At 74.6% G+C, this 25,298-nt stretch carries 17 protein-coding genes and 2 pseudogenes; 13 read left to right on the top strand and 6 right to left on the bottom strand.

Features of this window, described 5'->3' with window-relative positions; translation table 11 throughout:
* Positions 1-278 precede the first annotated feature (278 nt).
* The 7 genes and pseudogenes from HNR61_RS50575 to HNR61_RS36905 form a co-directional block, all read left to right on the top strand.
* Positions 279-746: pseudogene (locus HNR61_RS50575) on the top strand (EamA family transporter); the annotation flags it as partial.
* Positions 671-1,549: pseudogene (locus tag HNR61_RS50570) on the top strand (acyl-CoA dehydrogenase family protein); the annotation flags it as partial. The pseudogenes HNR61_RS50575 and HNR61_RS50570, both read left to right, overlap by 76 nt.
* 105 nt (positions 1,550-1,654) lie before the next feature.
* On the top strand, positions 1,655-2,110 hold the full coding sequence (locus HNR61_RS47020; RefSeq protein ID WP_220510274.1) for a thioesterase family protein: 456 nt from the start codon (positions 1,655-1,657) through the stop codon (positions 2,108-2,110).
* 45 nt (positions 2,111-2,155) lie between these two features.
* Positions 2,156-2,401 (top strand): hypothetical protein, encoded by a 246-nt coding sequence (locus HNR61_RS36920; protein ID WP_182847780.1) that lies wholly within the window; start codon positions 2,156-2,158, stop codon positions 2,399-2,401.
* A gap of 99 nt (positions 2,402-2,500) precedes the next feature.
* A complete protein-coding gene (locus HNR61_RS36915; protein WP_220510248.1) occupies positions 2,501-4,684 on the top strand; it encodes a DEAD/DEAH box helicase in 2,184 nt (727 codons plus the stop codon).
* Positions 4,685-4,767: 83 nt separating this feature from the next.
* A complete protein-coding gene (locus HNR61_RS36910) occupies positions 4,768-5,163 on the top strand; it encodes an OsmC family protein (protein ID WP_067820074.1) in 396 nt (131 codons plus the stop codon).
* Positions 5,164-5,328: 165 nt separating this feature from the next.
* Entirely contained in the window at positions 5,329-6,231 is a 903-nt protein-coding gene (locus HNR61_RS36905; protein ID WP_182847779.1) for a phosphatase PAP2 family protein, read from the top strand.
* A gap of 28 nt (positions 6,232-6,259) precedes the next feature.
* Here HNR61_RS36905 and HNR61_RS36900 read toward each other — a convergent pair whose 3' ends face one another.
* Positions 6,260-9,295 (bottom strand): bifunctional [glutamine synthetase] adenylyltransferase/[glutamine synthetase]-adenylyl-L-tyrosine phosphorylase, encoded by a 3,036-nt coding sequence (locus tag HNR61_RS36900; protein ID WP_182847778.1) that lies wholly within the window; start codon positions 9,293-9,295, stop codon positions 6,260-6,262.
* 97 nt (positions 9,296-9,392) lie between these two features.
* On the opposite strand from HNR61_RS36900, the gene HNR61_RS36895 reads away from it, so the two are divergent.
* From HNR61_RS36895 to HNR61_RS36885, 3 genes are all read left to right on the top strand, one after another.
* Positions 9,393-10,838, top strand: coding sequence for a VCBS repeat-containing protein (locus HNR61_RS36895; RefSeq protein ID WP_182847777.1), 1,446 nt, complete (start codon positions 9,393-9,395; stop codon positions 10,836-10,838).
* 101 nt (positions 10,839-10,939) lie between these two features.
* Entirely contained in the window at positions 10,940-12,355 is a 1,416-nt protein-coding gene (locus HNR61_RS36890) for a VCBS repeat-containing protein (protein ID WP_182847776.1), read from the top strand.
* Positions 12,356-12,518: 163 nt separating this feature from the next.
* The gene (locus HNR61_RS36885) at positions 12,519-13,895 is read left to right on the top strand and encodes a VCBS repeat-containing protein (protein ID WP_182847775.1); all 1,377 of its coding nucleotides are present in this window, start codon (positions 12,519-12,521) and stop codon (positions 13,893-13,895) included.
* Positions 13,896-13,950: 55 nt separating this feature from the next.
* On the opposite strand, the gene glnA is transcribed toward HNR61_RS36885, so the two are convergent.
* Positions 13,951-15,312: a type I glutamate--ammonia ligase gene (gene glnA, locus HNR61_RS36880; RefSeq protein ID WP_067820091.1), complete on the bottom strand. Its 1,362-nt coding sequence runs from the start codon at positions 15,310-15,312 to the stop codon at positions 13,951-13,953.
* A 284-nt stretch (positions 15,313-15,596) separates the two neighbouring features.
* Here glnA and HNR61_RS36875 point away from each other — a divergent pair, with 284 nt between their 5' ends.
* Positions 15,597-16,637, top strand: a complete 1,041-nt coding sequence (locus HNR61_RS36875; protein ID WP_182847774.1) for a terpene synthase family protein — start codon at positions 15,597-15,599, stop codon at positions 16,635-16,637.
* Between the two features lie 20 nt (positions 16,638-16,657).
* On the opposite strand, the gene HNR61_RS36870 is transcribed toward HNR61_RS36875, so the two are convergent.
* Positions 16,658-17,623 (bottom strand): ArsR/SmtB family transcription factor, encoded by a 966-nt coding sequence (locus HNR61_RS36870; RefSeq protein ID WP_182847773.1) that lies wholly within the window; start codon positions 17,621-17,623, stop codon positions 16,658-16,660.
* A gap of 55 nt (positions 17,624-17,678) precedes the next feature.
* Here HNR61_RS36870 and HNR61_RS36865 point away from each other — a divergent pair, with 55 nt between their 5' ends.
* Both HNR61_RS36865 and HNR61_RS36860 read left to right on the top strand, forming a co-directional pair.
* Positions 17,679-18,929 (top strand): MDR family MFS transporter, encoded by a 1,251-nt coding sequence (locus HNR61_RS36865; protein ID WP_220510247.1) that lies wholly within the window; start codon positions 17,679-17,681, stop codon positions 18,927-18,929.
* Between the two features lie 32 nt (positions 18,930-18,961).
* Positions 18,962-20,749 carry an NAD+ synthase gene (locus tag HNR61_RS36860; protein WP_182847772.1) on the top strand — a complete coding sequence of 596 codons (1,788 nt, stop codon included), beginning with the start codon at positions 18,962-18,964 and terminating at the stop codon, positions 20,747-20,749.
* Positions 20,750-20,764: 15 nt separating this feature from the next.
* On the opposite strand, the gene HNR61_RS36855 is transcribed toward HNR61_RS36860, so the two are convergent.
* The 3 genes from HNR61_RS36855 to HNR61_RS36845 all read right to left on the bottom strand — a co-directional run bounded on the left by HNR61_RS36855 (position 20,765) and on the right by HNR61_RS36845 (position 25,217).
* Positions 20,765-22,891 (bottom strand): SpoIIE family protein phosphatase, encoded by a 2,127-nt coding sequence (locus HNR61_RS36855; protein ID WP_182847771.1) that lies wholly within the window; start codon positions 22,889-22,891, stop codon positions 20,765-20,767.
* Positions 22,892-23,016: 125 nt separating this feature from the next.
* On the bottom strand, positions 23,017-23,628 hold the full coding sequence (locus HNR61_RS36850; RefSeq protein WP_182847770.1) for a TetR/AcrR family transcriptional regulator: 612 nt from the start codon (positions 23,626-23,628) through the stop codon (positions 23,017-23,019).
* A 14-nt stretch (positions 23,629-23,642) separates the two neighbouring features.
* A complete protein-coding gene (locus tag HNR61_RS36845) occupies positions 23,643-25,217 on the bottom strand; it encodes an MFS transporter (RefSeq protein WP_182847769.1) in 1,575 nt (524 codons plus the stop codon).
* Positions 25,218-25,298 lie beyond the last annotated feature (81 nt).

Raw genomic sequence — 25,298 nt, 5'->3', positions numbered from 1 at the left:
GTTTCCGGTGCGACGGATCCGCGGGTCCGGGCCCGGCGGGCGCCGTCCGGAGGCCGGACCGGCGTCGCGGGCGAGGCCGTTCCCTTCCTCCCGGTGGCGTGCCCCTCACCCCGGCGGCCGCCATCGCGTGTCACCCCTTTCGTCAATGGTCGTACACAGGGCCTTTTCCCGCTGCCACGTTGTCCGCCCTTTCTGACAGGGTTACTTTGATCGAAGTCAGGTTCCAGCCGTCGACCGAAGCGGGGGTCGCGATGGCATGATCCGGTGACAGGCGAACGGTGGCCGCGCACGAGGCGGTCGCCGCCCCCGCGCCGCCGATTTCCGGGGAGACGCACGGCGGATCCGGGTCGCCTGTGCCGGGGGTGACGCTCCTGCTGGTCTCCGCGGGCTCGTTCGGCGCCATGGCGGTCTTCGCGCGGATCGCCTACCGGCACGGCGCCGACGTCCACGGCGTGCTGGGGGCGCGGTTCGTGATCGCCGCGACGATGCTGGTGGCGCTGATGGCGGTCACGTCGGCCCGCTGGCCGCACGGCCGTGACCTGTGGGTGCTGCTGGCCATGGGCGCGGTGGGATACGTCGGGCAGTCGTTCTTCTACTTCACCGCGCTGACCCGCATCCCGGCGGGCCTGGTCGCGGTGCTGTTCTCCACCTACCCGGCCCTGGTCGCGGTGTGCTCGATCGTCGTGACGCGCCGGGCCCCGGCGCGCGGCACGGTGACGGCCATCGTCCTGGCGACGGCGGGCGTCGTGCTGATCGCGGGGGTGCGGTGGTCGGCCGACGCGGTGGGCATCGCGCTGGCGCTGGCGGCGGCGGTCGTCTACACCGGCTACATCATGGCGGGCAGCCGCCTGGCACCGCAGGTCGGCTCCCTGGCCTCGACGGCGGTGGTGTGCCTGGCGGCGGCCGCCGTGTACCTCGGCGCGTGCGCGGCGCACCGGCCCGCGCTCCCGGTGGACGCGGCCGGGTGGAGCGGCGCCGCCGCCACGGCGGTGCTGTCCACCGTGGTCGCGATCATCACGTTCTTCGCGGGCCTGCGCCTGCTGGGCGCGGCGCCCGCCGCGGTCACCGGCCACTCCTCCCTGTTCAACATCCATGTCGGCGTCACCGACGTCACCGGCTTCCGCGACGTCCGCCGCGTGGACGCCGCCGCGCAGCAGGCGCTGTTCCTGGACCTGCTGACCGAGGGGTTCATCATCGCCCCGCGCGGGATGGGCGCCGTCTCCACCGCCACCGGCCCCGCCGACATCGACGCCTTCGTCGACGCGGCCACCGCCGCACTGACCCGCCTCGCCGCCGCCACTTCCACGATTTCGCCGCGCGCGTCATCGCCCCCGGCAGCGCCGGACGCGACCGCGCGGCGGCCTTCGACCGCCCCCTCTGGCAGGCCCTGGCCGACGAGGGCTTCTGGGCCGCCCGCGTGCCCGCCGAGTACGGCGGCTCCGGCGGCGACCTGTGGGGCTTCCCGGCCGGGTTCGAGGGCCTGGCCCTCGGCGCCGACGACTGCGGCTTCGTCCTGTCGGCCGTCGCCCACGCCGGGTTCATCCAGCTCCTGCCCGACCACGGCACCCACGAGCAGCGGGCCGACCTGCTCCCCCGCCTGGTCGGCGGCGCGGTCGGCGCGACCGCCGCCACCGAGCCGGGCGGCGGCTCCCACATGGCCGCCATCACCACCAGCGCCGTCCGCCGCGACGGCGGCTACCTGCTGTCCGGCTCCAAGTCCCACATCACCAACGCCCCCGTCGCCGACCTCATGCTGATCGTGGGACGCGTCCCCGAGGCGGGCGGGCACGACATCACCCTGTTCGTCATCGACGCCGGGCAGCCCGGGGTCGAACGCGGCATGGAACGGCTGTGCGTCACCGCCGTCGCACCCCACCTGCGCCCGGGCCAGATGACCGTGGGCGTCTCGGTCGAGATGCGCCACCTGGCCCCCACGCCGGTCGGCGAGAAGGTCGAGTTCCACATCACCACCGCGCTCACCGGCCGCAGGTTCACCGTGACCTTCACGGCCGCCGACCCCGCGGGCCGGGTGCTGGCCACCGGCACGCACGACCGCGCCATCGTCGACGAGGCGGCCTTCCGCGCCCGCATCGGCGCCCCCGCGTCCTGACCGGACGCCCGTCCCCACCGAAACCGCCCAGGCCGAGGAGCCACCATGGACTCCCCCACCTCGTTCGCCGTCCCGTCCGAGATACGCATCCTGACGAACCCGCCGCTGCTCCTGCGCAGACACGACGGCACCGCCGTGCGCAAGCTCATCGCCACCCGCCATGTGCCCGACCTCGGCCGGGTCTACGAGACCGTCGACGCGGACTCCGACGCCGAGCACGTCAAGCAGGTGGAATGCCTGCGCAGCATCATGGGCTACACCGTCCTCGGCGAGGCCGGCCCGGCCGCCTGACCCCGCCCGTCACGACGCCCGCCCACCGGCGATCCGGGCGGGGCCGGACGCCGCCGCCCGGATGGAGGCCCGGTGTTTTCGTCACCGGGTGGTGCCATCATGTGCCATTGGCGGTGGGAGGGGCAGGGCGTGATGATGCAGCAGGGTCTACGGCCCGTTCGGGAGCCGCGGGAGGTTCTGCGGGGGGCCCACGAGCTGTTGGAGGCCGCGCGGGCGTTGCTCGGGGACCACCGGGAGGCCCGCGCCGGCGTGCACGCGGCGTTGCAACCTCTGCGGAACGGGATCGCGCGGGAACAGCTCTCCGCCATGCCCGTGGCGCGGCTGAAGGACGTCACCGGCGGGCGGCTGCGGCTCGGGGCCGTCGAGCAGGCCGGGATCCCCACCGTCCTCGACGTGCTCGACTCCACCCCCTACCGGCTCCAGCTGATCCCCGGCGTCGGGCCCCAGACCGCCAACCAGCTGCACGCCGCCGCGCGCCAGCTCTGCGAGGCCGCCGAGCGGTCCGCCTCCATCCGCGTCGACGCCGGGGCGCGGGACGAGGCCACCACCCGCCTGCTCATCGCCCTGCACCGCCTCGTCAACGCCGGGACCGGCCTCACCAGGGCCCGCGCCCTCGCCGAGGAGCTGGACGAGCGGCTCAGCCCGCTCCTCGCCGACGCCCGGCCCCTGCGCAGTTGGTGGCGGCGCGTCCTGGCCACCAGGGCCCAGCGGGAACGCGCCCGCGCCGCCGTCGCGCGGGCGGCCGCGGTCCTGGAGGAACGGGCCGGGTCCCGGACCCTCCTCGCCCAGGCGTCGGTGGACCTGCTGCGCCCCCCGGCGGACGGCGACCGGGCCTGGATCGACTACGAGCTGCGCGCCGCCGACTACCAGACCCTGCTGGCCGAGCTGGCCGCCACCGACCCCGAGCACGACGCCGTCGAGGGCTTCCTCCCCACCGACCTGGCCGAACGCGTCCGGGCCCAGCCCCTGGACGACACCCACCGCGACGTCTCCCTGCGCGGATACCAGGCGTTCGGGGCGCGGTTCGCGCTCGCCCAGCGCCGGGTGATCCTCGGGGACGAGATGGGGCTCGGCAAGACCGTCCAGGCCATCGCCGCCATGGCCCACCTGCGCGCCGAGGGGGCCACGCACTTCCTGGTCGCCTGCCCGGCCAGCGTCCTGGTCAACTGGGTGCGCGAGGTCGAGGGCCGCAGCTTCCTTCCCGTGCGGCCGGTCCACGGGCCCGGCCGGGCGCGGGCGTGGGGGGAGTGGGCGCGGAGCGGGGGCGTCGCGGTCACGACGCTCGACAGCCTCCACACCCTGCCGCCCGCACCGGGGGTGGACGTCGGCATGTTCGTCGTCGACGAGGCCCACTTCGTCAAGAACCCCGAGACCCGCCGGTCCAAGGCCGTGGCCGCGTGGTGCGGGAACGTCGGGCGCGTGCTGTTCCTCACCGGCACCCCCATGGAGAACCGCGTCGAGGAGTTCCGCAACCTCGTCGCCCACCTGCGGCCCGAGCTGCTCCCCGCGATCCGGCAGAGCGACGCGGCCGTGGGGCCGAGGGCGTTCCGGGCGGCGGTCGGGCCCGTCTACCTGCGCCGCAACCAGCGGGACGTGCTGCTGGAGCTGCCCGAGGTCATGCACGTGGACGAGTGGGAGGAGTTCAGCGCCGCCGACGCCCGCGCGTACCGCAAGGCCGTGCGGGACGGCAACTTCATGGCCATGCGCCGCGCCGCCTACGCCGACCCGCAGCGGTCGGCCAAGCTGCGCCGCGTCGTGGAGCTGGTCCAGGAGGCCGCCGAGAACGAGCTCAAGATCGTCGTCTTCTCCTACTTCCGCGACGTGCTGGCCGCCGTCCACCAGGCGCTCGGCCGGGAGGTCCACGGCCCCGTCACCGGCGACGTCCCGGCCGCGCGACGGCAGGAGATCGTGGACCTGTTCACCGACGAGCCCGGGCACGCCGTGCTGCTCGCCCAGGTCCAGGCGGGCGGCACCGGGCTGAACCTCCAGGCCGCCTCGGTGGTCATCCTGTGCGAGCCGCAGGTCAAGCCCACCCTGGAGGCGCAGGCGGTGGCGCGGGCCCACCGGATGGGGCAGGCGCGGCGGGTGCAGGTCCACCGGGTCCTCACCCCCGAGGGCGTCGACCAGCGGTTGCTGGAGATCCTGCGCGTCAAGGAGGGCCTGTTCGACGCCTACGCGCGGCGCAGCGACCTGGCGGAGGCGACGCCGGACGCGGTGGACGTGTCCGAGCCGGAGCTCGCCCGGATGATCATCGCGGAGGAGCGGGAGCGGCTGGCCACCTGAGCGCCCGGGAACTCTGGGAAGATCGCCGGTGCCGGGCGTGTTGGCATGGGCGCCGGCTTCCGCAAGTGATCGAAGGGGATCTCATGGCCACGGTGAACGTCGAGCGCACCGCCGACGGCTTCCAGGCGACCAACGACCGCGGGGCGCGCGTCGCGATCGGGGACGGCGACACCGAGGGCGCGTTCACGCCGGTGGAGCTGCTGCTGGCCGCGCTGGGCGGCTGCGAGCTGGTCACCGTGGAGCCGCTGACCTCCCAGCGCGGGCACCGCATGGCGCGGCTGGCCGCGACGGTGTCGGCCGACAAGGTCGCGACCAGCAGGCTCGGCACGATCACGATCACCTACGACGTGGAGCTGCCGGAGGGCGACGCGGAGGCCGACGAGGTGCTGCGGAAGGTCGCCAAGCGCGTCCACGACAGCTACTGCACGGTCGGCAACGCCCTCAAGGAGCCGATGAAGGTCGAGCAGATCGTCCCCTGACCCGGTCCGCCCGCGGGCTCCCCTCCCCGGCGGCTCCCCCGCCGGGGTGCCGCGCCTCCCCCGTAGGTCCGGAGGCCGTGCCGGGTTCGTACTACTCAAGGCTGAGATGAAGACCATTCGTCGCGGTGATCTCAGGGAGGTGGCCTCCCGGCAAAGATAAATAACATGGCCCAAACCGCCCCCGCAGCCCCCCGCGGCCATGTCGCGGACCGGCCTGCCCCCCCGAGCCGGCGCCCCTCCCCCGGCGGGCCCGCCGCCGCCCGGCGAAGGCGCGCGCTCGCCGCGCCGCCGGTCTGGCGGGAGCTGCTGCTGATCGCGCTGTTCTACGCGGCCTACACGCTGACGCGCCTGCTGCTCGTCGAGGACGGCACCGGTCCGGCGTTCGCGCACGCCGACCAGATCCTGGGGTTCGAACGGGCGATCGGCCTCGATGTGGAGCTGGGCCTCAACCAGCTGCTGCTCCAGGTGCCGTGGCTGGCGCGCACCGCCAACCTGTTCTACGCCACCGCGCACTTCGCGGTGACGCTCGCCGTGGTGGTGTGGCTGTACCGGCGGCGGCCGCGCGACTACCGCTGGCTGCGCGCCTCGATCATGCTGGCGACCGGGGCCGCGCTGGTCGGGTTCTGGCTGTACCCGCTGGCTCCGCCGCGGTTCCTGCACAGCGAGGGCTTCGTGGACCCGGTGACGGCGCTGCACTCGTTCGGCCTGTACGCCAGCGACGCGTCGGGCACCCTCACCAACCAGTACGCCGCGATGCCGTCGATGCACGCCGGATGGGCCCTGTGGTGCGGGTACGTCATCACGCGGCTGGCGCGGCGGCGCTGGGCGCAGGTCGTGGGCCTGCTGTACCCGGCGACGACGGTGTTCGTGATCCTGTCCACCGCCAACCACTACGTGCTGGACGCGGTCGCGGGGATCGCGCTGGTGGGCGCGGCCCTGGCGGTGTCGTGGGTCCTGTACCACCGGTGCCCGGCGCCGCTGCTGCGGCTGCGGGCCGCCGTGGGGCAGCGGGCCGCGGACTGGACGCGTCCCCTGGCCGGCTCCGACCGGGCCCGCGCCGTCCGCTGACGGACCGCCCGGCGGGCCGGTCGGCGGGTCAGTCGGCCCCGTAGAAGACGCGGTCCACGACGGCGCGGGCGCGGCGGGCGTGCCGCCGGTAGTCCTCCAGCAGCTCCCCGGTGGCCGGGTAGCGCAGGACGCGGGCGACGGCGCTGCGCTCGCGGTGGTGCTCGGTGGGCAGCAGGTCGGACGGGCGGCCCCGCACCAGCATGGTCGTGCCGCGGATGCGGGTGGCCAGCCGCCACGCGTCGGCCAGCACCCCGGCGTCGGACCGGTCGAGCAGCCCGGCGTCGGCGGCGGCGTCCAGCGCGGCGAGGGTGCGGGTGGTGCGCAGCCCCGGGACGTCGTGGGCGTGCCGCAGTTGCAGCAGCTGGGCGGCCCACTCGACGTCCGACAGCCCGCCGGGGCCGAGCTTGGTGTGCAGCCGCCGGTCGACGCCGCGCGGGAGCCGTTCGGACTCCATGCGGGCCTTCAGCCGCCGGATCTGCCGGACGGCGGCCTCGTCGATGCCGCCGTCGGGCCAGCGCAGCGGGTCGATGAGCGCGCCGAACCGCGCGCACAGCTCCGGGTCGCCGATGAACGGGTCGGCGCGCAGCAGCGCCTGCGCCTCCCACGGCTCCGACCAGCGGGCGTAGTAGGCGGCGTAGGAGGCGAGGGTGCGCACCAGCGGTCCCCGGCGCCCCTCGGGCCGCAGGTTCGGGTCGATCTCCAGCGGCGGGTCGGGGGCGGGCAGCGCCAGCAGCCTGCGCAGCTCCTCGGCGACGGCGTACGCGGCGCGGCCCGCCTCCTGCTCGTCCGCGCCGGGCACCGGGTCGTGGACGAACATCACGTCGGCGTCGCTGCCGTAGCCGAGCTCGTGCCCGCCGAACCGGCCCATCGCCACCACCGCCATCCGGGTCGGCAGCGGTCCCCGCAGCTCCAGCTCGATCTTGTGGCGGGCGGTGCGCAACGCGGCCTCGACCGTGACGGCCGCGATGTCGGTCAGCGCCTCCCCCACCGTCCCCACGTCGACCAGGCCGAGCAGGTCGGCGACCGCCACCCGGAACAGCTCGCGGCGGCGCAGCCCCCGCACGACCGCGACGGCCTCCTCGGCGAGCAGGGTGCCGTTCGCGCCGCCCTCGGCGTCGGTGTGCCGCCGCACGGCCGCCAGCGCCTCGCCGCGCAGCGCCGCGTGCGGCCGGGGCGTCAGCTCGGCGGCGGTGCCGAGCATCGCGACGGCGTCGGGGGCGCGCAGCAGCAGGTCGGTGGCGTACCGGCTGGAGCCCAGCACCCACGCCATCCGCTCGGCGACGGTGACCTCGTCGCGGAGCAGCCGCAGGTACCAGGGGGTCGTGCCGAGCGCGTCGCTGACCTGCCGGAACCCCAGCAGCCCGCCGTCGGGGTCGGGCGCGTCGGCGAACCAGCCGAGCATCACCGGCAGCAGCGTCCGCTGGATGGCCGCGCGCCGTGACACCCCGGCGGTCAGCGCCTCGATGTGCCGCAGCGCCCCCGCCGGGTCGTGGTAGCCGAGGGCCTCCAGCCGGGTGCGGGCCGCCTCCGGCGTGAGCCGCGCCTCCTCCTCCGGCAGCCGCGCCACCGCGCGCAGCAGCGGCCGGTAGAACAGCTTCTCGTGGATGCGGCGCACCTCGCGGGCGTGCCGCCGCCACCGCGCCGTGAACTCCCCCACCGGGTCGGCGCGCAGCCCCAGCGCCCGCCCGAGCCGCCGCAGGTCGGCCTCGGCGTCCGGCACCACGTGCGTGCGGCGCAGCCGGTGCAGCTGGATCAGGTGCTCCACCTGCCGCAGGAACCGGTAGGCCGCCGTCAGCGCCGCCGCGTCGTCGCGTCCCACGTAGCCGCCCCGCGACAGCGCCGCGAGCGCGTCCAGCGTGGTGGGGCTGCGCAGCGACTCGTCGGTCCGCCCGTGCACCAGTTGCAGCAGCTGGACGGCGAACTCCACGTCCCGCAGCCCGCCCGGGCCCAGCTTGAGCTGGCGTTCGGCCTCGGCGGTGCGCTGGTTGAGGTGGGTCTCCACGCGCCGCCGCATGTCCTGCACGTCCGCGACGAAGCTCTCGCCGTCGGCGGCCCGCCACACGATCGGGGCGGTCATCTCCAGGTAGCGGCGGCCGAGACCGGTGTCCCCGGCGACCGGCCGGGCCTTCAGCAGCGCCTGGAACTCCCACGTCTTGGCCCACCGCTCGTAGTAGGCGCGGTGGCTGGCCAGGGTGCGCACCAGCGGCCCGGCCTTGCCCTCGGGCCGCAGCGCCGCGTCCACCTCCCACAGCGCGCCCTCGGCGGTGCTGGCCGAGCACGCCCGCATCATCGCCGCCGCCAGCCGGGTCGCCACCCGCAGCGCCGCGTCCTCGGCGTGCCCGTCGCACGCCTCCGCCACGAAGACCACGTCGACGTCGCTGACGTAGTTGAGCTCGCGGCCCCCGGCCTTGCCCATGCCGATCACCGCCAGGCGGCACGCGCCGTGCCCCTCGACCTCGGCGCGCGCGACCGCCAGGCCCGCCTCCAGCGCCGCCGCCGCCAGGTCCGCCAGCGCGGCGGCGACCTCGGCGAGGTCGGCCGCGCCGGTCAGGTCCCGCCCGGCCAGCGCCAGCAGGTGCCGCCGGTACTCCACGCGCAACGCCACCAGCGTCTCGGGCGAGGCGTCGCGCGCCAGGGGGACCTCGGCGTCGGGGTCGGCCCCCACCGCCCGCAGCAGCGCCGCGCGCAGCCCGTCGGCCGTCGGGGCGTCGCCTCCCCCGTCGCGCAGGACGGTCCAGTGCCCGGGGTGCCGCGCCAGGTGCCCGCCGAGCGCGTCGCTCACCCCGAGGACGGCCAGCAGGCGGGCCCGGACGGCGGGCTCCTTCTCCAGCGCCGCGCGCAGCCCGCCGCCGGCGCCGCGTTCGTCGGCCGCCGCCAGCAGCCGCAGCAGCCCGGTGAGCGCCAGGTCGGGGTCGGGGGTGCCGCCGACCGCCGCCAGCAGGTCGTCGTCCAGGGACTCGCCCTCCGCGAGGAGCCGGTGGGCCCGGCCCGGATCGGTGAAGCCCAGCCGGGCGAGCCGGACGGTCGGGGACGGGCGGCGTTCGGGACTCCACGGCGCGCTCACGCCCCAACCGTAGTCCGCCGGACGTCCGCGCGCCCGCACGCGGATCCCCGACCGGTGAAGCGCGGGCCAACCGCATCACCGATCACGAGGGACGCTCATGCGCACCAGAACCCTCACCGCGTCGGCCGCCGCCGTCACGGTCGCCCTCGGCACCGTCACGGCCGTCGTCGCCAACCAGAACGGGGGCGGGGGCGGCACCACCCCCGTCGCCGCCCCCACCCCCACCCCCGCCGGGGGGGCCACCACCCCGGCCGAGAAGGGTGCCGCTCCCGGCGACTTCAACGGCGACGGCTACGCCGACATCGCCGACATCGCCGACGGCAACCTCTACGGCGCGGTCAAGGGCAGGCGGGCGGCGGGTTTCGTCACCGTCGTCTACGGCGGCCCCAAGGGCGCGAGCGCGGCCCGCCACCAGATCGTGACCAACCCCGACGGCGCCCGGCGGGGCGACCTGTTCGGCCACACCCTCGCCTCGGCCGACCTCGACCACGACGGTCGTGCCGACCTGGTCGTCGGCCAGGCGGGCGCTTCGGGCCGCGTGATCTACGGCGGGGCGAGGGGGCTGACCGCGCGCACCGCAGTGCTGCCCGGCGGTTCCTTCGGGCGGGTCGCCGCCGGCGACCTGGACGGCAACGGCGTCGCGGACCTGGTCACCACCGGCAGCCGGGACATCCGCCTGTACCTCAACCCCGGCGCCGAGCCGGGCGCGCCGCAGGTGTCCGGGCTGCCGCTGCCGAGCCTCGACCAGGACGCGCCCGGCGGGCCGGAGGACGACTCCATCCGGCCGCTGGTCGGCGACTTCGACGGCGACCGCCGCACCGACCTCCTCCTGGTCCACTCCTACCGGGCGAACCGCGGCGTCCCGCACTCGAACCTCGTGCTGCGGCGGGGCACCGGCGGGGGCCTCGGCCCGGCCGAGACCTTCGCCCAGCCGGCGAACCAGGCGATCGACTCCGAGACGGCCCGCACGGGCGATGTCAACGGCGACGGCCGGACCGACCTCGTGTACCCGGTGACCACCCGGCCGGGCGACGCCGAGGCGTTCGCGGTGCGGCTGGGCGCCGCCTCCGGTTTCACCGATCCGCACCACGTCGCCCTCAACGGCTTCGGCCCGGCCGCCGAGGGCGCCCACCACGGCGGCGGCCTGGCGGTCGGCGACACGGACGGTGACGGCAGGGCCGAGATCGCCGTCGGCCTCGGCAGGGGTGAGGGCGGCGGCACGGTCCTGCTGGTGCGCGGCACCGGATCCGGCCCGTCCACCGGGTCGTTCCAGCTCCTCGGACAGGACGGCGAGGGCGTCCCCGGCACCGACGAGAAGGACGACAGGTTCGGCCAGGGGCTGGCGTTCCGTGACACCGACGGCGACCGCAGGGCCGACCTCGTCGTCGGCGTCCCCGGTGAGAACGGGGGCGAGGGCCGTCTCTACGTGTTCCCCGGCACCGCCAAGGGCGGCCTGACCACCAAGGGCGTCGCCAACATCAACACCCCCGCCCTCGGCATCGCGGGCGATTCCGCGTTCCTGGGAGGGGACCTGCTGTTCTGACCTGGCGGCACGAACCATCACACTTCCGCGAAGTGCGGGTAAACCGGAAATGATCTTGCGGCGTCCTTTCTGCGAACGTATCACCGAGCAAAAGGACGTTCATGCGCATCAGAACCCTCACCACGTCGGCCGCCGCCGTCACGGTCGCCCTCGGCACCGTCGCGGCCGTGGTCGTCACCCAGAGCGGTGTCGAAGGCAGCGCCGCCCCGGTCGCCGCCACCGCCAAGAAACCCGCCGCCCCCAACGACTTCAACGGCGACGGCTACGCCGACATCGCCGACGGCAACCTCTACGGCAAGGTCAAGGGCACGCGCGCCGCCGGTTTCGTCACCGTCGTCTACGGCGGCCCCAAGGGAGCGAGCGCGGCCCGTCGCCAGATCCTCACCAGTCCCGACGGCGTCAAGGAGACCGGTCTGTTCGGCTTCGCCCTCGCCTCGGCCGACTTCGACCGCGACGGCTACGCCGACCTGGTCGTCAGCCAGGGGAAGGGCCCGGGTCGCGTGCTCTACGGCGGAGCGAAGGGCCTGACCTCGCGCACGGTGACGCTGCCCGCCGGCTCGTTCCGGAACGCCGCCACCGGAGACCTGGACGGCAACGGCGTCGCCGACCTGGTCACCACGCACGGCGACGACGCCCGCCTGTACCTCAACCCCGGCACCAGGCCCGGCGCACCTCAGGTCACCACCCTGCCGATGCCGCCGAACCCCGACCCCGGCGCGCCCGGCGGGCCGGACGGCAACTCCATCCGGCCGCTGATCGGCGACTTCAACGGCGACCGCCGCACCGACCTCGCGCTGGTCCAGTCCTACAACGTCGCGTTCGACTCCACCGAGTCGAAGCTCGTGGTGCGCCTGGGCACCGGCAAGGGGCTGGGCCCGGCCAAGGTCACCTCCCAGCCCTCCACCGAGGCGATCTCCTCCGCACTGGTCCGCGCGGGCGACGTCAACGGCGACGGCAGGACCGACCTGGTGCACGCGGCCGACGCCAACGGGAGCGACACCAAGGCGTTCGCGGTGCGGCTGGGCACCGCCTCCGGCTTCGCCAAGCCGCACTACGTCAGCCTCAAGAGCTTCGGATCGGCCGTCAAGGGCGCCCACACCGGCTACGCGCTCGCGGTCGGCGACGTGGACGGCGATGGCAGGGCCGAGGTCGCCGTCAACCTCAACAAGGGCAAGGGCGGCACGCGCGGCGGCGTGGTGCTGCTGGTGCGCGGTACCAGGACCGGCCCGTCCACCAAGCTGTTCCAGGTCTTCGGCCAGGACAGCAAGGGCGTTCCCGGCACCGACGAGAAGGGCGACGAGTTCGGCGGGGGGCTGGCGTTCCGCGACGTCAACCGCGACCGCAGGGCCGATCTCGTCGTCGGCGTCCCCCGTGAGGACAAGAACGAGGGCCGCCTGTACGTCTTCCCCGGCACCGCCAAGGGCGGCGTGACCACCAAGGGCGTCGCCAACATCGGCGCCTCCGCCCTCGGTGTCGCGGGCAGCACCGCGGGCCTGGGCGGCAACCTGCTGTTCTGACCCAGCGGTACGACGAGCACCCCGGACCATGACCGAAGGTCCGGGGTGCGTTCGGATCCCGGCCGCGGACCGCTCCGCTACCGGAGCCAGGTTGAGAACGGGTAAACCTTCGATGATCTTGCGGCGTCCTTTCTGCGAACGCGTCGCCGAGCAAAGGACGTTCATGCGCATCAGAACCCTCACCACGTCGGCCGCCGCCGTCACGGTCGCCCTCGGCACCGTCGCCGCCGTGGTCGTCACCCAGAGCGGTGTCGAAGGCAGCGCCGCCCCGGTCGCCGCCACCGCCAAGAAACCCGCCGCCCCCAACGACTTCAACGGCGACGGACGCGTCGACGTCGCGGCGGGCGCCCCCGACGGGAGCAGGGGCGACTTCGTCACCGTCGTCCACGGCGGTCCCAAGGGGGCCGACCCGGCCCGCCGCCAGGTCGTCGAGGGCAGGCCCGGGTCCGGCGAGCGGCTCGTCTCGGCCGACTTCGACCGCGACGGCTATGCCGACCTGGTGGTAGGCCGCCGCGGCGGCGGCCACTCCATCGTGTACGGCGGCGCGAAGGGACTGACCGCGCGCACCGCCGAGCTGCCCGGTCCCGCCGAGGAGAACGCGGTGGCCGCCGACTTCGACGGCAACGGCGTCCCGGACCTGGCCACCGTCAGCTCGGGGTTCCACAGCGACTTCCTGTACGTGTACGCCAACCCCGGTGCCAAGCCGGGTCAGCCGGTGAGGCTGCGCAACAACAACGTCCCCGACAACGACGACGGCGCGCCCCAGCTCCCCGGCTTCGGGACCGAGGTGCACCTCGCCGCGGGCGACTTCAACGGCGACCGCCGCACCGACCTGGCGGCCGTCGTCTCCCGGCTGGGCGACGGCATGGTGGGCAACTCCTGGATCGACCTGCGGCTGGGCACCCCCAAGGGCCTGGGCGCGGTCAGGTCCTTCCCGCAGCACTACCGCGACAAGCCCGAGGCCCTCCCGGTCGCGGCGGGCGACGTCAACGGCGACGGCCGGGCCGACCTGGTGTCCCTGCTCGCCGCCGACCACCAGAAACCGACCTCCACGGCCGTGTCGGTCCGCCTCGGGCTCCCCGGCGGCTTCGCCAAGCCCAGGCACCACAAGGGCACGGGCCTGACGTCGGTGGCGGTCGGCGACGTCAACCGGGACGGCCGGGCCGACGTGGCCGTAGGCGCGGGCGCCGCGACGGTCGGCGGCAAGCGCGGGGCCGGAAGCGTCGTCGTCCTGTACGGCGCCAAGGGCGGCCTGACCTCCACCGGGGCGCAGAAGGTCCACCAGGATTCCAAGGGCGTCCCCGGCACCGGCGAGAAGGGCGACCGGTTCGGCGGCGCGGTGACGTTCGCCGACGTCAACGGCAACGGCCGTCTCGACCTGGTCGTCGGCGTTCCCGGCGAGGACAAGGGCGAGGGCCGCCTGTACGTCTTCCCCGGCACCGGCAGGGTCCTGACCGTCAAGGGCGTGCAGAACATCGGCACCACCGCCCTGGGCATCGCGGGCCGCGGGGCCGCGCTGGGCGGCGTCCTGTCGCGCTGACACGACGAACCCCGGCCGGGTCCGCCCGGCCGGGGCCCCGTTCCCGGGCGTACCGCTACAGGACCTCGATCAGGCGCTTGCGCTCGAAGTCGGTGACCTGGCGGCGGTACTCCTCCCACTCCTGGCGCTTGTTGCGCAGGAAGAAGTCGAACACGTGCTCGCCCAGCACGTCGGCCATCAGCTCGCTGCGCTCCATCGCGCGGATCGCCTCGTCCAGGCTCTGCGGCAGCGGCTCGATGCCCATCGCCCGGCGCTCGGCGGCGGTCAGCGCCCACACGTCGTCCTCGGCGCCCGGCGGCAGCTCGTAGCCCTCCTCGATGCCCTTCAGCCCCGCGCCCAGGATCGCCGCGAACGCCAGGTAGGGGTTGGCGGCGGTGTCCAGCGAGCGGAACTCGATCCGCGTCGAGTGGCCCTTCTGCGGCTTGTACATCGGCACCCGCACCAGCGCCGAGCGGTTGTTGTGGCCCCAGCAGATGTAGGCGGGGGCCTCGCCGCCCGCGCCCGCCGTGGACCCGACGCCGCCCCACAGCCGCTTGTAGGAGTTCACCCACTGGTTGCACACCGCGGTGATCTCGGCGGAGTGGCGCAGCAGCCCGGCGATGAACGCGCGCCCCACCTTCGACAGCTGGTACTCGGCCCCGGGCTCGTAGAAGGCGTTGCGGTCGCCCTCGAACAGCGACATGTGGGTGTGCATGCCGGAGCCGGGGTGGTCGGTGTAGGGCTTGGGCAGGAACGAGGCGAACACCCCCTGTTCGAGGGCGACCTCCTTCATCACCAGCCGGAACGTCATGATGTTGTCGGCGGTGGTCAGCGCGTCGGCGTACCGCAGGTCGATCTCCTGCTGGCCGGGGGCGCCCTCGTGGTGGGAGAACTCCACCGAGATGCCCATCGCCTCCAGCATCATGATCGCGTTGCGGCGGAAGTCGTGCGCGGCGCTGTGCGGGGTGTGGTCGAAGTAGCCGCCGGAGTCGACCGGCATCGGCTCGCGGCCGTCCTCGGGACGCTCCTTGAACAGGAAGAACTCGATCTCGGGGTGGGTGTAGAAGGTGAACCCGAGGTCGGCGGCCCGCTCCAGGGCCCGCTTCAGCACGAAGCGCGGGTCGGCGAAGCTGGGCGTGCCGTCCGGCATGAGGATGTCGCAGAACATGCGGGCCACGCCGGGCGACTCGCTGCGCCAGGGCAGCACCGCGAACGTCGCCGGGTCCGGCTTGGCGATCATGTCGGCCTCGTGGACGCGGGCGAACCCCTGGACGGCCGAGCCGTCGAAGCCGATGCCCTCGGCGAAGGCGCCCTCCAGCTCGGCGGGCGCGACGGCCACGGACTTCAGGAACCCCTGCACGTCGGTGAACCACAGCCGGATGAAGCGGATGTCGCGCTCCTCCAGCGTGCGGAGCACGAACTCCTGCTGACGGTCCAAAGCCCTCTCCCTCGCTGACGCGGTGCCGTACCGGTCCGGCCCGCCGCCCTGACGCCCCTCCGGCGCGGCCGTGCGGCGGTCGTCAGGCGCGGTCACCTCGCAGTATGCCCGGTCGCTGTTACCGCGACGTTACGGATCCGCGGACGGTGCCGTACGGCAAACTCTGCCATACCCCCCATCTCACGTCACACGCCGCACGGCGCCCCCGACGGTTTGTGCTTTCTTGACGTGGCGTTGTCCCCGCAGGTCAGGGACCTGTCACTAGCGTAGGCCGGGTTGTGGACGTGTCGCTGCTGCAATCGATGACCGAACGGGTGTCCGGACTGGCCACCCCCTCGGTGCTGCCCTCCGACGCCTGGCCGCTGGGCGAACGGGTCACCACCTGGGCGCGGGCCAACGGCCTGGTACTGGGCGATCCCGACTCCTCGCCGCTGGGCCGGGCCCGGTGCGACCGGCTGGCCGCCCGGCTGTTCCCCGCCGCCGACCTGGACCGGCTGGAGCTCCTGGGTCGCTGGCTGACCTGGGCGTTCGCGCTGGACGACATGCTGGACTGCGAGCCGCTGGCGGCCAGCGCCACCGGCGTGCACGGGCTGTACGAGGCCCTGCTGGCCGCCGTGCGGCGCGGGCACGCCACGCCCGGCGCGCGTCCGCTGGAGAGCACCCTGGTCGAGCTGTGGGATGCCACGGCCGCGGGGATGACCCGCGACTGGCGGCGCCGGTTCCTCCAGCACATGGAGGAGCACCGGGCGGGCTGCGCGCAGGAGGCGGTCAACCGCCGGATCGGCGAGGCCCCCGGCGTGGACGACTACCCGTCGGTCCGCCGCCGGGCGTGCGCGCCGTTCCTGTTCGACCTGGTCGAGCCGATGCTGGACGTGGAACTGCCGACCGGGCTGCTGGTCACGCCGTGGTGGAAGAACCTGTCCGAGGCCACGGCGGACATCGTCGCCTGGTCCAACGACGTGGCCTCCCACGCCCGGGAGGCCGAACGCGGCGACGCCCACAACCACGTCACCGTGCTCTCCGCCGCCTACGACTTCCCGCCGGAACGCACCGTCGAGTGGGTGGTCGAGCGCATCGAGCACCGCGCCGGGGACCTGGCGGCCGCCGGGCGGACCATGGACGAGGCCCTGAACTGGCTCCAGCTCACCCCCGAACGGCGGTCGGACGTCGAGCGGGTGGTGGGGGTGTTCCTGGCGCTGCCGCGCGCCCACATCGACTGGCTGTGCGAGTCGGGCCGCTACCGCCCCCGGGCCGAGGACCGCAGGCAGGGGGACGACGGCCCGCGCCGCGCCAAGGGCCTGTGGGACGTGCTGGCGTCCATGTGACCGCCGCCGGGGCCGCGTGATCACTCCTGCGGCTCGGCCAGCGCGTCGCCGGCCCGGGTCCGCGTGTACAGCACGCGGTGGCCCAGGCGGTGCCCGGTGACCAGGCCGCAGGCGCGCAGCACGCCCAGGTGCTGGCTGACCGCGCCCGCGGTGACGCCGAGCCGCCGCGCCAGCTCGGTGGTGGAGGCGGGGGTGCCGAGCGCGGCGAGCAGCCGCGCGCGGGTCCGGCCGACCAGCGCGGCCAGGGCGTCCGGCGGCGCGGCGGGCCGGGTCTCCCACAGCGTGGCGATCCCCTGGGCGGGATAGCCGATCATCGGCTGGTAGGGCGGCACCATCACCGACGCGCGGGGCCAGACGAACACGCTGGGCACCAGCAGCAGCCCGCGCCCGCCGAGCGGGCCGCGAAAGTCCCACCAGCGGTCGATCCGCAGCGTCCCGGCCTCCCACCGGACGGTCGGGTGCAGGCCGGCGAAGACCCCCTCGGCCCCCCGCTCGGCGAGCGCGCGGGTGCGGCGCAGCACGTCGCCCTCCAGCAGGTCGCGGACCGCCTGCCAGTGCGGTTCCAGGGCGGCGGCCCAGTACCGCTCCAGCTGGTCGGCGACGCGTTCCAGGGTGCGTCCGGGCTCGGCGACCAGGGCCCTGCGCTCCGGGGCGACCGGCCCCCACCGCGTCCAGCCGATCTCGCGGGCGACGACCTCCGGCGGCGTCGCCCGGACGGTCTCCAGCTCGGCGGCGAAGTCGGGCAGCGGGGTCGTCGGCGGCGGCGTCAGGAAGTCGGGGATGTAGCCGCCGGCCGGGACCAGCGCGCGCAGCAGCCCGATGTCGAGCCCGCGCAGCCGGGGCCGCACCCGGTGGACCCACGGCAGGTGCAGCGCGAACCGGGCCGGGTCGTCCAGGACCCGCAGCGTGTGGACCAGCTCCCACAGCGGCGAGAACGCGAACCGGACCCGCGCCACGTCCTGCGGCGCGCATTCGAACTCGATCATTTAGCCCAGGCTAAATCACTTCCGCGGCCGGTGCCCCGCGCCGATGATCTCGTCCATGACCTCCCCCGAACCCGCCGTCCTCCCGGCGCCGCCCGGGCGCATGCCCGCCTTCCTGCACGCCCGCGTCGGCGGATTCCCCCGGTCGTTCTGGGCCCTGTGGACGGGGACGCTCGTCAACCGCACCGGCGCGATGGTCCAGCCGTTCCTCGCGCTGTTCCTCAGCACCACGCGCGGGCTGTCGATCGCGCAGGCGGGCCTGGTGGTGACGGTCCTCGGGATCGGGTCGCTGGGCGCGCAGGTGATCGGCGGGGCGCTGGCCGACCGGATCGGCCGCCGCACCACGATGACGCTGGCCACGTTCGCGACCGGCGGGGCGATGCTGGCGCTCGGCTACGCCCGCGGCCTGCCGATGATCATGGCGGCGGCGCTGCTGCTCGGCCTGACCATGGACATGTACCGGCCCGCGTCCGCCGCGGCGGTCGCCGACATCATCGACCCCGCCGACCGGCCGCGCGCGTTCGCGATGCTGTTCTGGGCGATCAACCTCGGCTGGGCGGTCGCGATGGTGTTCGGCGGGATGCTCGCCGATCAGGGCTTCCTCTGGCTGTTCTGGATCAACGCGGCCACCTGCGTGCTGTTCGGCGCGCTGGTGTGGCGGGCGGTCCCCGAGTCCCGGCCCGAGCCCGGCGCGGACGAGGGCGCCCCGCGGGGCGGGTTCGGCGAGGTGCTGCGCGACCGGGTGATGGTCGCCTACACGCTGCTGTTCCTGGCGTACGTGTTCACGCTGATGCAGGGCATGACGACCATGCCGCTGGCGATGCGGGAGCTGGGCCTCGGCCCGCGGGACTACGGCCTGGCGATCGCCATGAACGGCGTGCTGATCGTGCTGGCGCAGCCGCTGGTCGGCCCCTGGCTGGCGCGCTTCGACCGCGGCCCGGTGCTGGCCCTCGGGTTCGCGCTGACCGGCGTCGGCTACGCGGCGACCGCGCTGGCCACCACGGTGTGGGGGTTCGTCGGCACGATCCTGCTGTGGACCGTCGGGGAGATCATCGCCTCGGTGTCCGGGCAGGCGATCGTCGCCGACCTGGCCCGGCCGCACCTGCGCGGCCGCTACAGCGCGCTGTGGGGCATGGCGTGGTCCGGCGGCTTCCTGCTGGCCCCGCTGGGCGGCACCCAGCTGCTCGGGTTCGGCCGGGAGGTCCTCTGGCTCACCTGCGGCGGGATCGGGGTCGCGGCGGCGGCGGGCGTGCTGGCGCTGTCCCCCGCGCTGCGCCGCCGCGCCGCACCCCCCTTCTCGTCAAAGTGACGAAACCAGGGGCGATCACCTAGGCTGGGGCCGTGGCACAGCTCCGGATCGCGCTCGCGCAGGTGAACCCGACCGTCGGCGACCTCGACGGCAACGCCGACCTCATCGTGGAGTGGAGCAGGCGCGCCGCCGACGCGGGCGCGCACCTGGTCGCCTTCCCCGAGATGACGCTGACCGGCTATCCCGTGGAGGACCTGGCGCTGCGCTCGTCGTTCGTCCAGGCCTCCCAGCGCGCCCTGGAGAAGGTCGCGCGGCGGCTGGCCGACGCGGGCCTCGGCGACCTGCCCGTGGTGGTGGGCTACCTGGACCGCCGCTCGGTCAGCCTGGTCCGCGCGGGCCAGCCCGCCGGGTCCCCGCTGGACGCGGCGGCCTGGCTGCACGGCGGTGAGGTGCTGGTCCGCTCGGCCAAGCACCACCTGCCCAACTACGGCGTCTTCGACGAGTACCGGATCTTCGTGCGCGGCGACCGGCTCCCAGTGGTCCGCGTCCACGGCGTGGACGTCGCCACCGTCGTCTGCGAGGACCTGTGGCAGGACGGCGGCCCGGTCGGCGTCACCGCCACGGCGGGCGCGGGGCTGCTGCTGGCCCTCAACGCCTCCCCCTACGAGCGCGACAAGGACGACGTCCGGCTGGAGCTGTGCGCCCGGCGCGCCCGCGAGGCGGGCTGCGCCCTGGCCTACGTCAACATGGTCGGCGGCCAGGACGAGCTGGTCTTCGACGGGGACTCGGTGATCGTGGCCGCGGACGGGACGCCGCTGGCCCGCGCCCCGCAGTTCGTCGAGCACCTGCTGGTCGCCGACCTGGCGCTGCCCGCCGCCGACCCGGCGCGCGAGCCGGGCCGCACCCCGGTGGAGGCCCTGGACGGCACCACCATCACCGTCGAGCGGCACGTCCTGACGCCCGACCCGGTCCCGGCCTACGACGTCCTGCCCCAGGAGGCCGCCGAGCCGCTGGACGGCCTGGCCGAGGTGTACGGCGCGCTGGTCACCGGCACCCGCGACTACGTCCGCAAGAACGGCTTCCGCTCGGTGATCCTCGGCCTGTCCGGCGGCATCGACTCGGCGCTGGTCACCACGATCGCCTGCGACGCCATCGGCCCGGAGAACGTCCACGTGGTCCTGCTGCCGAGCCGCTACTCCACCGACCACTCGGTCTCCGACGCCGAGGAGCTGGTCAAGCGCCAGGGCGTCGCCTCCCGGCTGGTCCCGATCCGGGGGATGGTGGACGCGTTCGAGGCCGAGCTGGAGCTCACCGGCCTGGCCGCCGAGAACCTCCAGGCCCGCGTCCGCGCCAACGTCTGGATGGGCCTGTCCAACCAGGAGGGCCACCTGGTCCTCACCGGCGGCAACAAGAGCGAGCTGGCGACCGGCTACTCCACCCTGTACGGCGACTCGGCGGGCGGCTTCGCCCCCATCAAGGACCTGGTCAAGACGATGGTGTGGGCGCTGGCCCGGTGGCGCAACGCCGCGGTCGGCCGGGACCTGCCGTTCCTGCACCCCTTCGAGGCCGAGCCGATCCCCGAGGCGATCATCGTCAAGGAGCCGTCGGCCGAGCTGCGCCCCGACCAGAAGGACCGCGACACCCTCCCGCCCTACGACGTGCTGGACCCGCTGCTGGTCGACTACGTCGAGCGGGACATGGGCCGCGACGCCCTGGTCGCCGCGGGCCACGACCCGGCGCTGGTGGAACGCGTGATCCGCCTGACCGACCTGGCCGAGTACAAGCGCCGCCAGTACCCGCCGGGCCCGAAGGTGACGCCGAAGAACTTCGGCCGCGACCGCCGGGTGCCGATCACCAACCGCTGGCGCGAGACCACCTGACCCGCTCCCGGCGGGTCACTCCCGGTGGTGGTTCTCGCCCGGCCAGGCCGGAACGGGCTCGGCCGGGTCGGGGTCCACCCCCGGGATCAGCTGCTCGCACCACACCACCTTGCCCTCGGGGGTGCGGCGCGTGCCCCAGCGGTGCGCGACCTGGCTGACGACCAGCAGGCCCCGGCCGTTCTCGTCGTCGTCGGCGGCGTGGCGCAGCCGCGGCAGCGCCGCCGAGCCGTCCAGCACCTCGCAGGTGAGGGTGCGTTCGCGCAGCAGGCGCAGGCGGATCGGTCCGGTCGCGTAGCGCAGCGCGTTGGTGATGAGCTCCGAGGCCAGCAGCTCGGTCTGGTAGGTCAGCGACTCCAGGCCCCACTCCTCGAGCCTGGTGCGGACCAGGCCCCGGGCGCGGCGCACGGCCGCCGGGTCGGCGGGCAGCGTCCAGGACGCGACGTGCTCGGCGGGCAGCCGGCGCAGCCGGGAGATCAGCACGGCGATGTCGTCGCGGTGCTGGTCGGCGTACACCCCGGCCAGGGTCGCCTTGGCCAGGTCCTCCATCGGCCGGGTCGCGGTGTCAGAGCCGAACACCCCGCGCAGCCGGGCCAGGCCGTCGTCGATGTCGCGGCCCCGGTTCTCCACCAGGCCGTCGGTGTAGATGACGAAGACGCTGCCGTCCTCGACAGTGAACCCGCGGCTCTCGATGGCCGCGCCGCCCGACACGCCGAGCGGCGGCGCGGGCGGGATCTCCAGGTACTCGTTGGAGCCGTCGGGCGCGACCAGCAGCGGCGGCAGGTGCCCGGCCGACGCGATCTCCAGCGCCCCGGTGGTCGCGTCGTACACGGCGTACACGCAGGTGGCGAAGTGCGGTTCCTGCTCGCCCAGCTCGATCATCAGCTCGTGCATGACGTGCAGCGCGTCGGCGGGCGGCAGCTCCAGGTTGGCGAGGGTGTGCAGCGCGGTCCGCAGCCGCCCCATCGTGACGGCGGCGCGCACCCCGTGCCCGGCGACGTCGCCCACGATCAGCGCGACGCGCGCGCCGGGCAGCGCGATCGACTCGTACCAGTCGCCGCCGACCTCGACCAGCTTGCTGCCGGGCAGGTAGCGGTGCCGCACCTCCACCGGGGTCGGCGCGGACAGCCGGTTGGGCAGCAGGCTGCGCTGCAGCGCCAGCGCGGTGGCGCGTTCGCGGCTGAAACGGCGCGCGTTGTCGATGACGATCGCCGCGCGGGTGGCGAACTCCATGCCGATCTCGACGTCGTAGGCGTCGAACCGGCGGAACCCCGGAACGCGCGTGCAGGCGATGAAGCCGAGGAGCGTGTCGCGGGCGATCAGCGGCAGCAGCACCATCGACACGTCGGTGAGCAGCCCGGCGACCGGGTTGCGCCGCCACTTGCGGGCGATGTCCCCGGCCAGGTCGATGTTGACGTGCGGCAGGTGGACGGGGCGCGCGGTGTCCAGGACCTCCCGGTAGGGGGTGCCCTCGGGGAACACCAGCACCTCGCCCACCGGGAACGTCGCGGTCCACAGCGCGTTGCCGTCGTCGGAGGTGACCGCGATGCGGCGCAGCACCGCCGACCCGGACTCGCCGTGCACCTCGTCGGCGGCGACCAGGCTCTCCAGCACCAGGACCGACGCGGTGGTGCAGTAGTGCGGGACGATGACCTCGACGAGGCCGCGCGCGGTCTGGTCCAGGTCCAGCGACGCGCCGAACCGGGTCAGCGGGTCGTCCATCAGCGCCCGCCGCATCAGCGCCGGGTCCTGGTAGCGCTCGCTGGGCGGCAGCGCCACCCGCACGTACAGCAGCCCCGCCAGCGCGGTCGCGGCGGAGGCGCCGTCGAGGGTGCCCTCGGCCGGGCCGACCAGCGGCTGGGCGGTCACCACGGCGTCGGCGCCGCCGCCGTCGCCGCGCCGCACCGTCAGCATCGCGGTGCGCTCCTGGACGCCCGCCAGGGCCTCCAGGAGGTTCTCCAGGTCGGCCTTGGCGTCGTCGTCGACCAGGTCGGCGGCGGGCCGCCCGATCAGGTCGTGCGGCTCCCGGCCCAGCACCGCCGCCGCGTTGGGCCCGCACTGCGCGACGCGGCGGGCGCGGTCGACACCGAGGACCAGGGTGCGGGACGGCGAGTCGCCAACGGGCGCATCGCCTCTCGGCGCCATCACGGATCTCACTGACGCGCTCCAGTCAGCCGTCGTCCAACCACTCCCCTGCGCCAGTATGGGGCATGACAGGGCCTCACGGGGAGAAGATCACGCTTACCGCGGAGAAAAGGGTAAGGGGTTCCTTACCCTCCGGAGCGCGCGATGCCCCGGAGCAGGGTGTCCACGGCGCTCTCCACGAAGCCCGGCGCGAGGGCCTCGCGGGGGCCGCGCATCGCGAACGGCCCCACCAGCAACGTCATCACGACCTCCACGTCGAGGTCGGGGCGCAGCTCGCCGCGTTCGACGCCCCGGCGCAGCACCCGGCGCATCACCTCGCGGCGCGGCTCGATGACGTCCTGCCGGTACCGGGCGTACAGCTCGGGGTGCTTCTCGGCGCCGCCGAGCACGTTGAAGAAGCACCGGCCGTGCTTGGCGTGGCGTTCGGCGGCGAGGGCCTCGCCCAGCACGAGCAGGTCCTCGCGCACCGAGCGGCCGGGCGGTTCGGGCAGCGGCCCCTTCAGGGTGGCGAGCGCGCCGACGATCAGCGCCTCCTTGTTGGGCCAGCGCCGGTAGATGGTGGTCTTGCCGACCCCGGCGCGGGCGGCCACGGCCTCGATGGTGACCCCGGCCACGCCCGACTCCTCGGCGAGCAGGTCGATGGTGGCCTCGATGATCGCCTGCTCGGCGCGTTCGCTGCGGGGCCGGCCCGGCGTCCGCCCCGGCGCGCCGTCGCCCATGGTGCTCTCGGTGGTCATCGCGGTTCAGGCTTTCACACTTCGGCGACCTCGCGAGAGGCCGCCTCCGGTCGCTCGGCGGGGGCCGGGGGCGGGTCGGCGGCGGCGCGGCCGGGCATCCAGCGCAGCGCCACCATCGCGCCCAGGAACGCGATGGCGGCCGCCGCCGCGGCGGCGGTGTGCATGCCGTCGAGGAACGCCGCGTTGGCGGGCTCGACCAGGCCGCGGCCGGCCTCGCCGAGCCGGGCGGCGACGGCGTGCGCGCCCTCGATGGACTCGCCGGCCATCCCGCGCACCCCGGCGGGCAGCGCGGCCAGCTCCTCGCGGATCCCGTCGCGGTAGACCGAGGCGACGACCGAGCCGAGCACCGCGACGCCGAGGGCGACGGCGACCTGGCGGGCGGTGTTGTTGACGGCCGAGCCCGAGCCCGCCTTCTCGCGGGGCAGCGCCGACATGATCGACTCGGTGGCCGGGGGCATCACGTTGGCCATGCCCGTGCCCTGCACGAAGAAGATGACCCCGAGCACCCACAGCGGGGTGTCGGCGCCGATGAGCTGGTAGCCGAGCAGCGCGGCCGACACCAGCAGCAGCCCGGTGGTGCTGACGGCCTTGGCCCCGAAGCGGCGGACGATCGCGGCGCTGCGCGGCGAGAACATCAGCTGGGCGGCGGCGAACGGCAGCACCATCGCGCCCGCCTGGAGCGGCGACAGCCCGCGCACCGACTGCATGTAGAAGTTGGCGAAGAAGAACACCCCGGCGGCGGCGAAGAAGCACAGCGCGATCGCCGCGACGGCGGCGGACATGCGCGGGTCGCGGAACAGCCGCACGTCGAACGCCGGGTGCTCGCTGCGCGCCTCGTGCCAGGCGAACGCCGCCAGCACCGCCGCGCCTCCCAGCAGCGGGCCGAGCACGCCGGCCTCCAGCCAGGAGCCGCGCTCGCCGCCCTGGATGATGCCGTAGGACAGCGCGACCAGGCCGACGACCGACAGCAGCACGCCGAGCGGGTCGAGCCCGCCGGGGGCGGTGTTGCGGGAGTCGGGCACCAGGAACACCATCGCGACCAGGCCGACCACGACGACCGGAACGTTGATCAGGAAGACCGAGCCCCACCAGAAGTGCTGGAGGAGCAGGCCGCCGGTGACCGGGCCGATGGCGACGGCCAGGCCGACCGCGCCGGTCCAGATGCCGATGGCGCGGGCGCGCTCGTGCGGCTCGAACACGTTGGTGATGATCGACAGCGTCTGCGGCATGATCGCCGCGCCGCCGAGGCCCATCAGCGCGCGGGCCCAGATGAGCTGGTCGGGGCTCTGCGCGTAGGCCGAGGCCAGCGAGGCGACGCCGAAGACGGCCATGCCGCCCAGCAGCACCCTCTTGCGGCCGAGCCGGTCGCCCAGCACGCCGAAGGTGAACAGCAGGCCCGCGAAGACCAGCGTGTAGGAGTTGATCGACCAGGCGAGCTCGCTCTGGGTCGCGCCGAGGCCCTTGTCGGGGTCGGCGATGGTCTTGAGGGCGACGTTGAGGATGGTGTTGTCCAGCACCACCACCAGCAGGCTGAACGTCAGCACCCCCAGGACGTACCAGCGTCGGCGCTGGACGGTCTGCGGATCCATGGGGCTCCTCGGGGGAGAGCCGGAGGCTCAATCGATACGGAGACGTTTCGTAATGACCCGACGAGCGTACGCCCCGGAGAA

Source organism: Actinomadura kijaniata (assembly GCF_014138665.1).
GTDB lineage: Bacteria > Actinomycetota > Actinomycetes > Streptosporangiales > Streptosporangiaceae > Spirillospora > Spirillospora kijaniata.
This window is presented reverse-complemented; position numbering and strand designations above follow the sequence as displayed.

Bases quoted from the DNA above. Each gene is read 5' to 3' on its own strand.
- HNR61_RS47020 (WP_220510274.1), top strand. From the start codon at position 1,655: ATGGCCGCCATCACCACCAGCGCCGTCCGCCGCGACGGCGGCTACCTG.
- HNR61_RS36920 (WP_182847780.1), top strand. From the start codon at position 2,156: ATGGACTCCCCCACCTCGTTCGCCGTCCCGTCCGAGATACGCATCCTG.
- HNR61_RS36915 (WP_220510248.1), top strand. From the start codon at position 2,501: ATGTGCCATTGGCGGTGGGAGGGGCAGGGCGTGATGATGCAGCAGGGT.
- HNR61_RS36910 (WP_067820074.1), top strand. From the start codon at position 4,768: ATGGCCACGGTGAACGTCGAGCGCACCGCCGACGGCTTCCAGGCGACC.
- HNR61_RS36905 (WP_182847779.1), top strand. From the start codon at position 5,329: ATGGCCCAAACCGCCCCCGCAGCCCCCCGCGGCCATGTCGCGGACCGG.
- HNR61_RS36895 (WP_182847777.1), top strand. From the start codon at position 9,393: ATGCGCACCAGAACCCTCACCGCGTCGGCCGCCGCCGTCACGGTCGCC.
- HNR61_RS36890 (WP_182847776.1), top strand. From the start codon at position 10,940: ATGCGCATCAGAACCCTCACCACGTCGGCCGCCGCCGTCACGGTCGCC.
- HNR61_RS36885 (WP_182847775.1), top strand. From the start codon at position 12,519: ATGCGCATCAGAACCCTCACCACGTCGGCCGCCGCCGTCACGGTCGCC.
- HNR61_RS36870 (WP_182847773.1), bottom strand. From the start codon at position 17,623: ATGATCGAGTTCGAATGCGCGCCGCAGGACGTGGCGCGGGTCCGGTTC.
- HNR61_RS36865 (WP_220510247.1), top strand. From the start codon at position 17,679: ATGACCTCCCCCGAACCCGCCGTCCTCCCGGCGCCGCCCGGGCGCATG.
- HNR61_RS36855 (WP_182847771.1), bottom strand. From the start codon at position 22,891: ATGGCGCCGAGAGGCGATGCGCCCGTTGGCGACTCGCCGTCCCGCACC.
- HNR61_RS36850 (WP_182847770.1), bottom strand. From the start codon at position 23,628: ATGACCACCGAGAGCACCATGGGCGACGGCGCGCCGGGGCGGACGCCG.
- HNR61_RS36845 (WP_182847769.1), bottom strand. From the start codon at position 25,217: ATGGATCCGCAGACCGTCCAGCGCCGACGCTGGTACGTCCTGGGGGTG.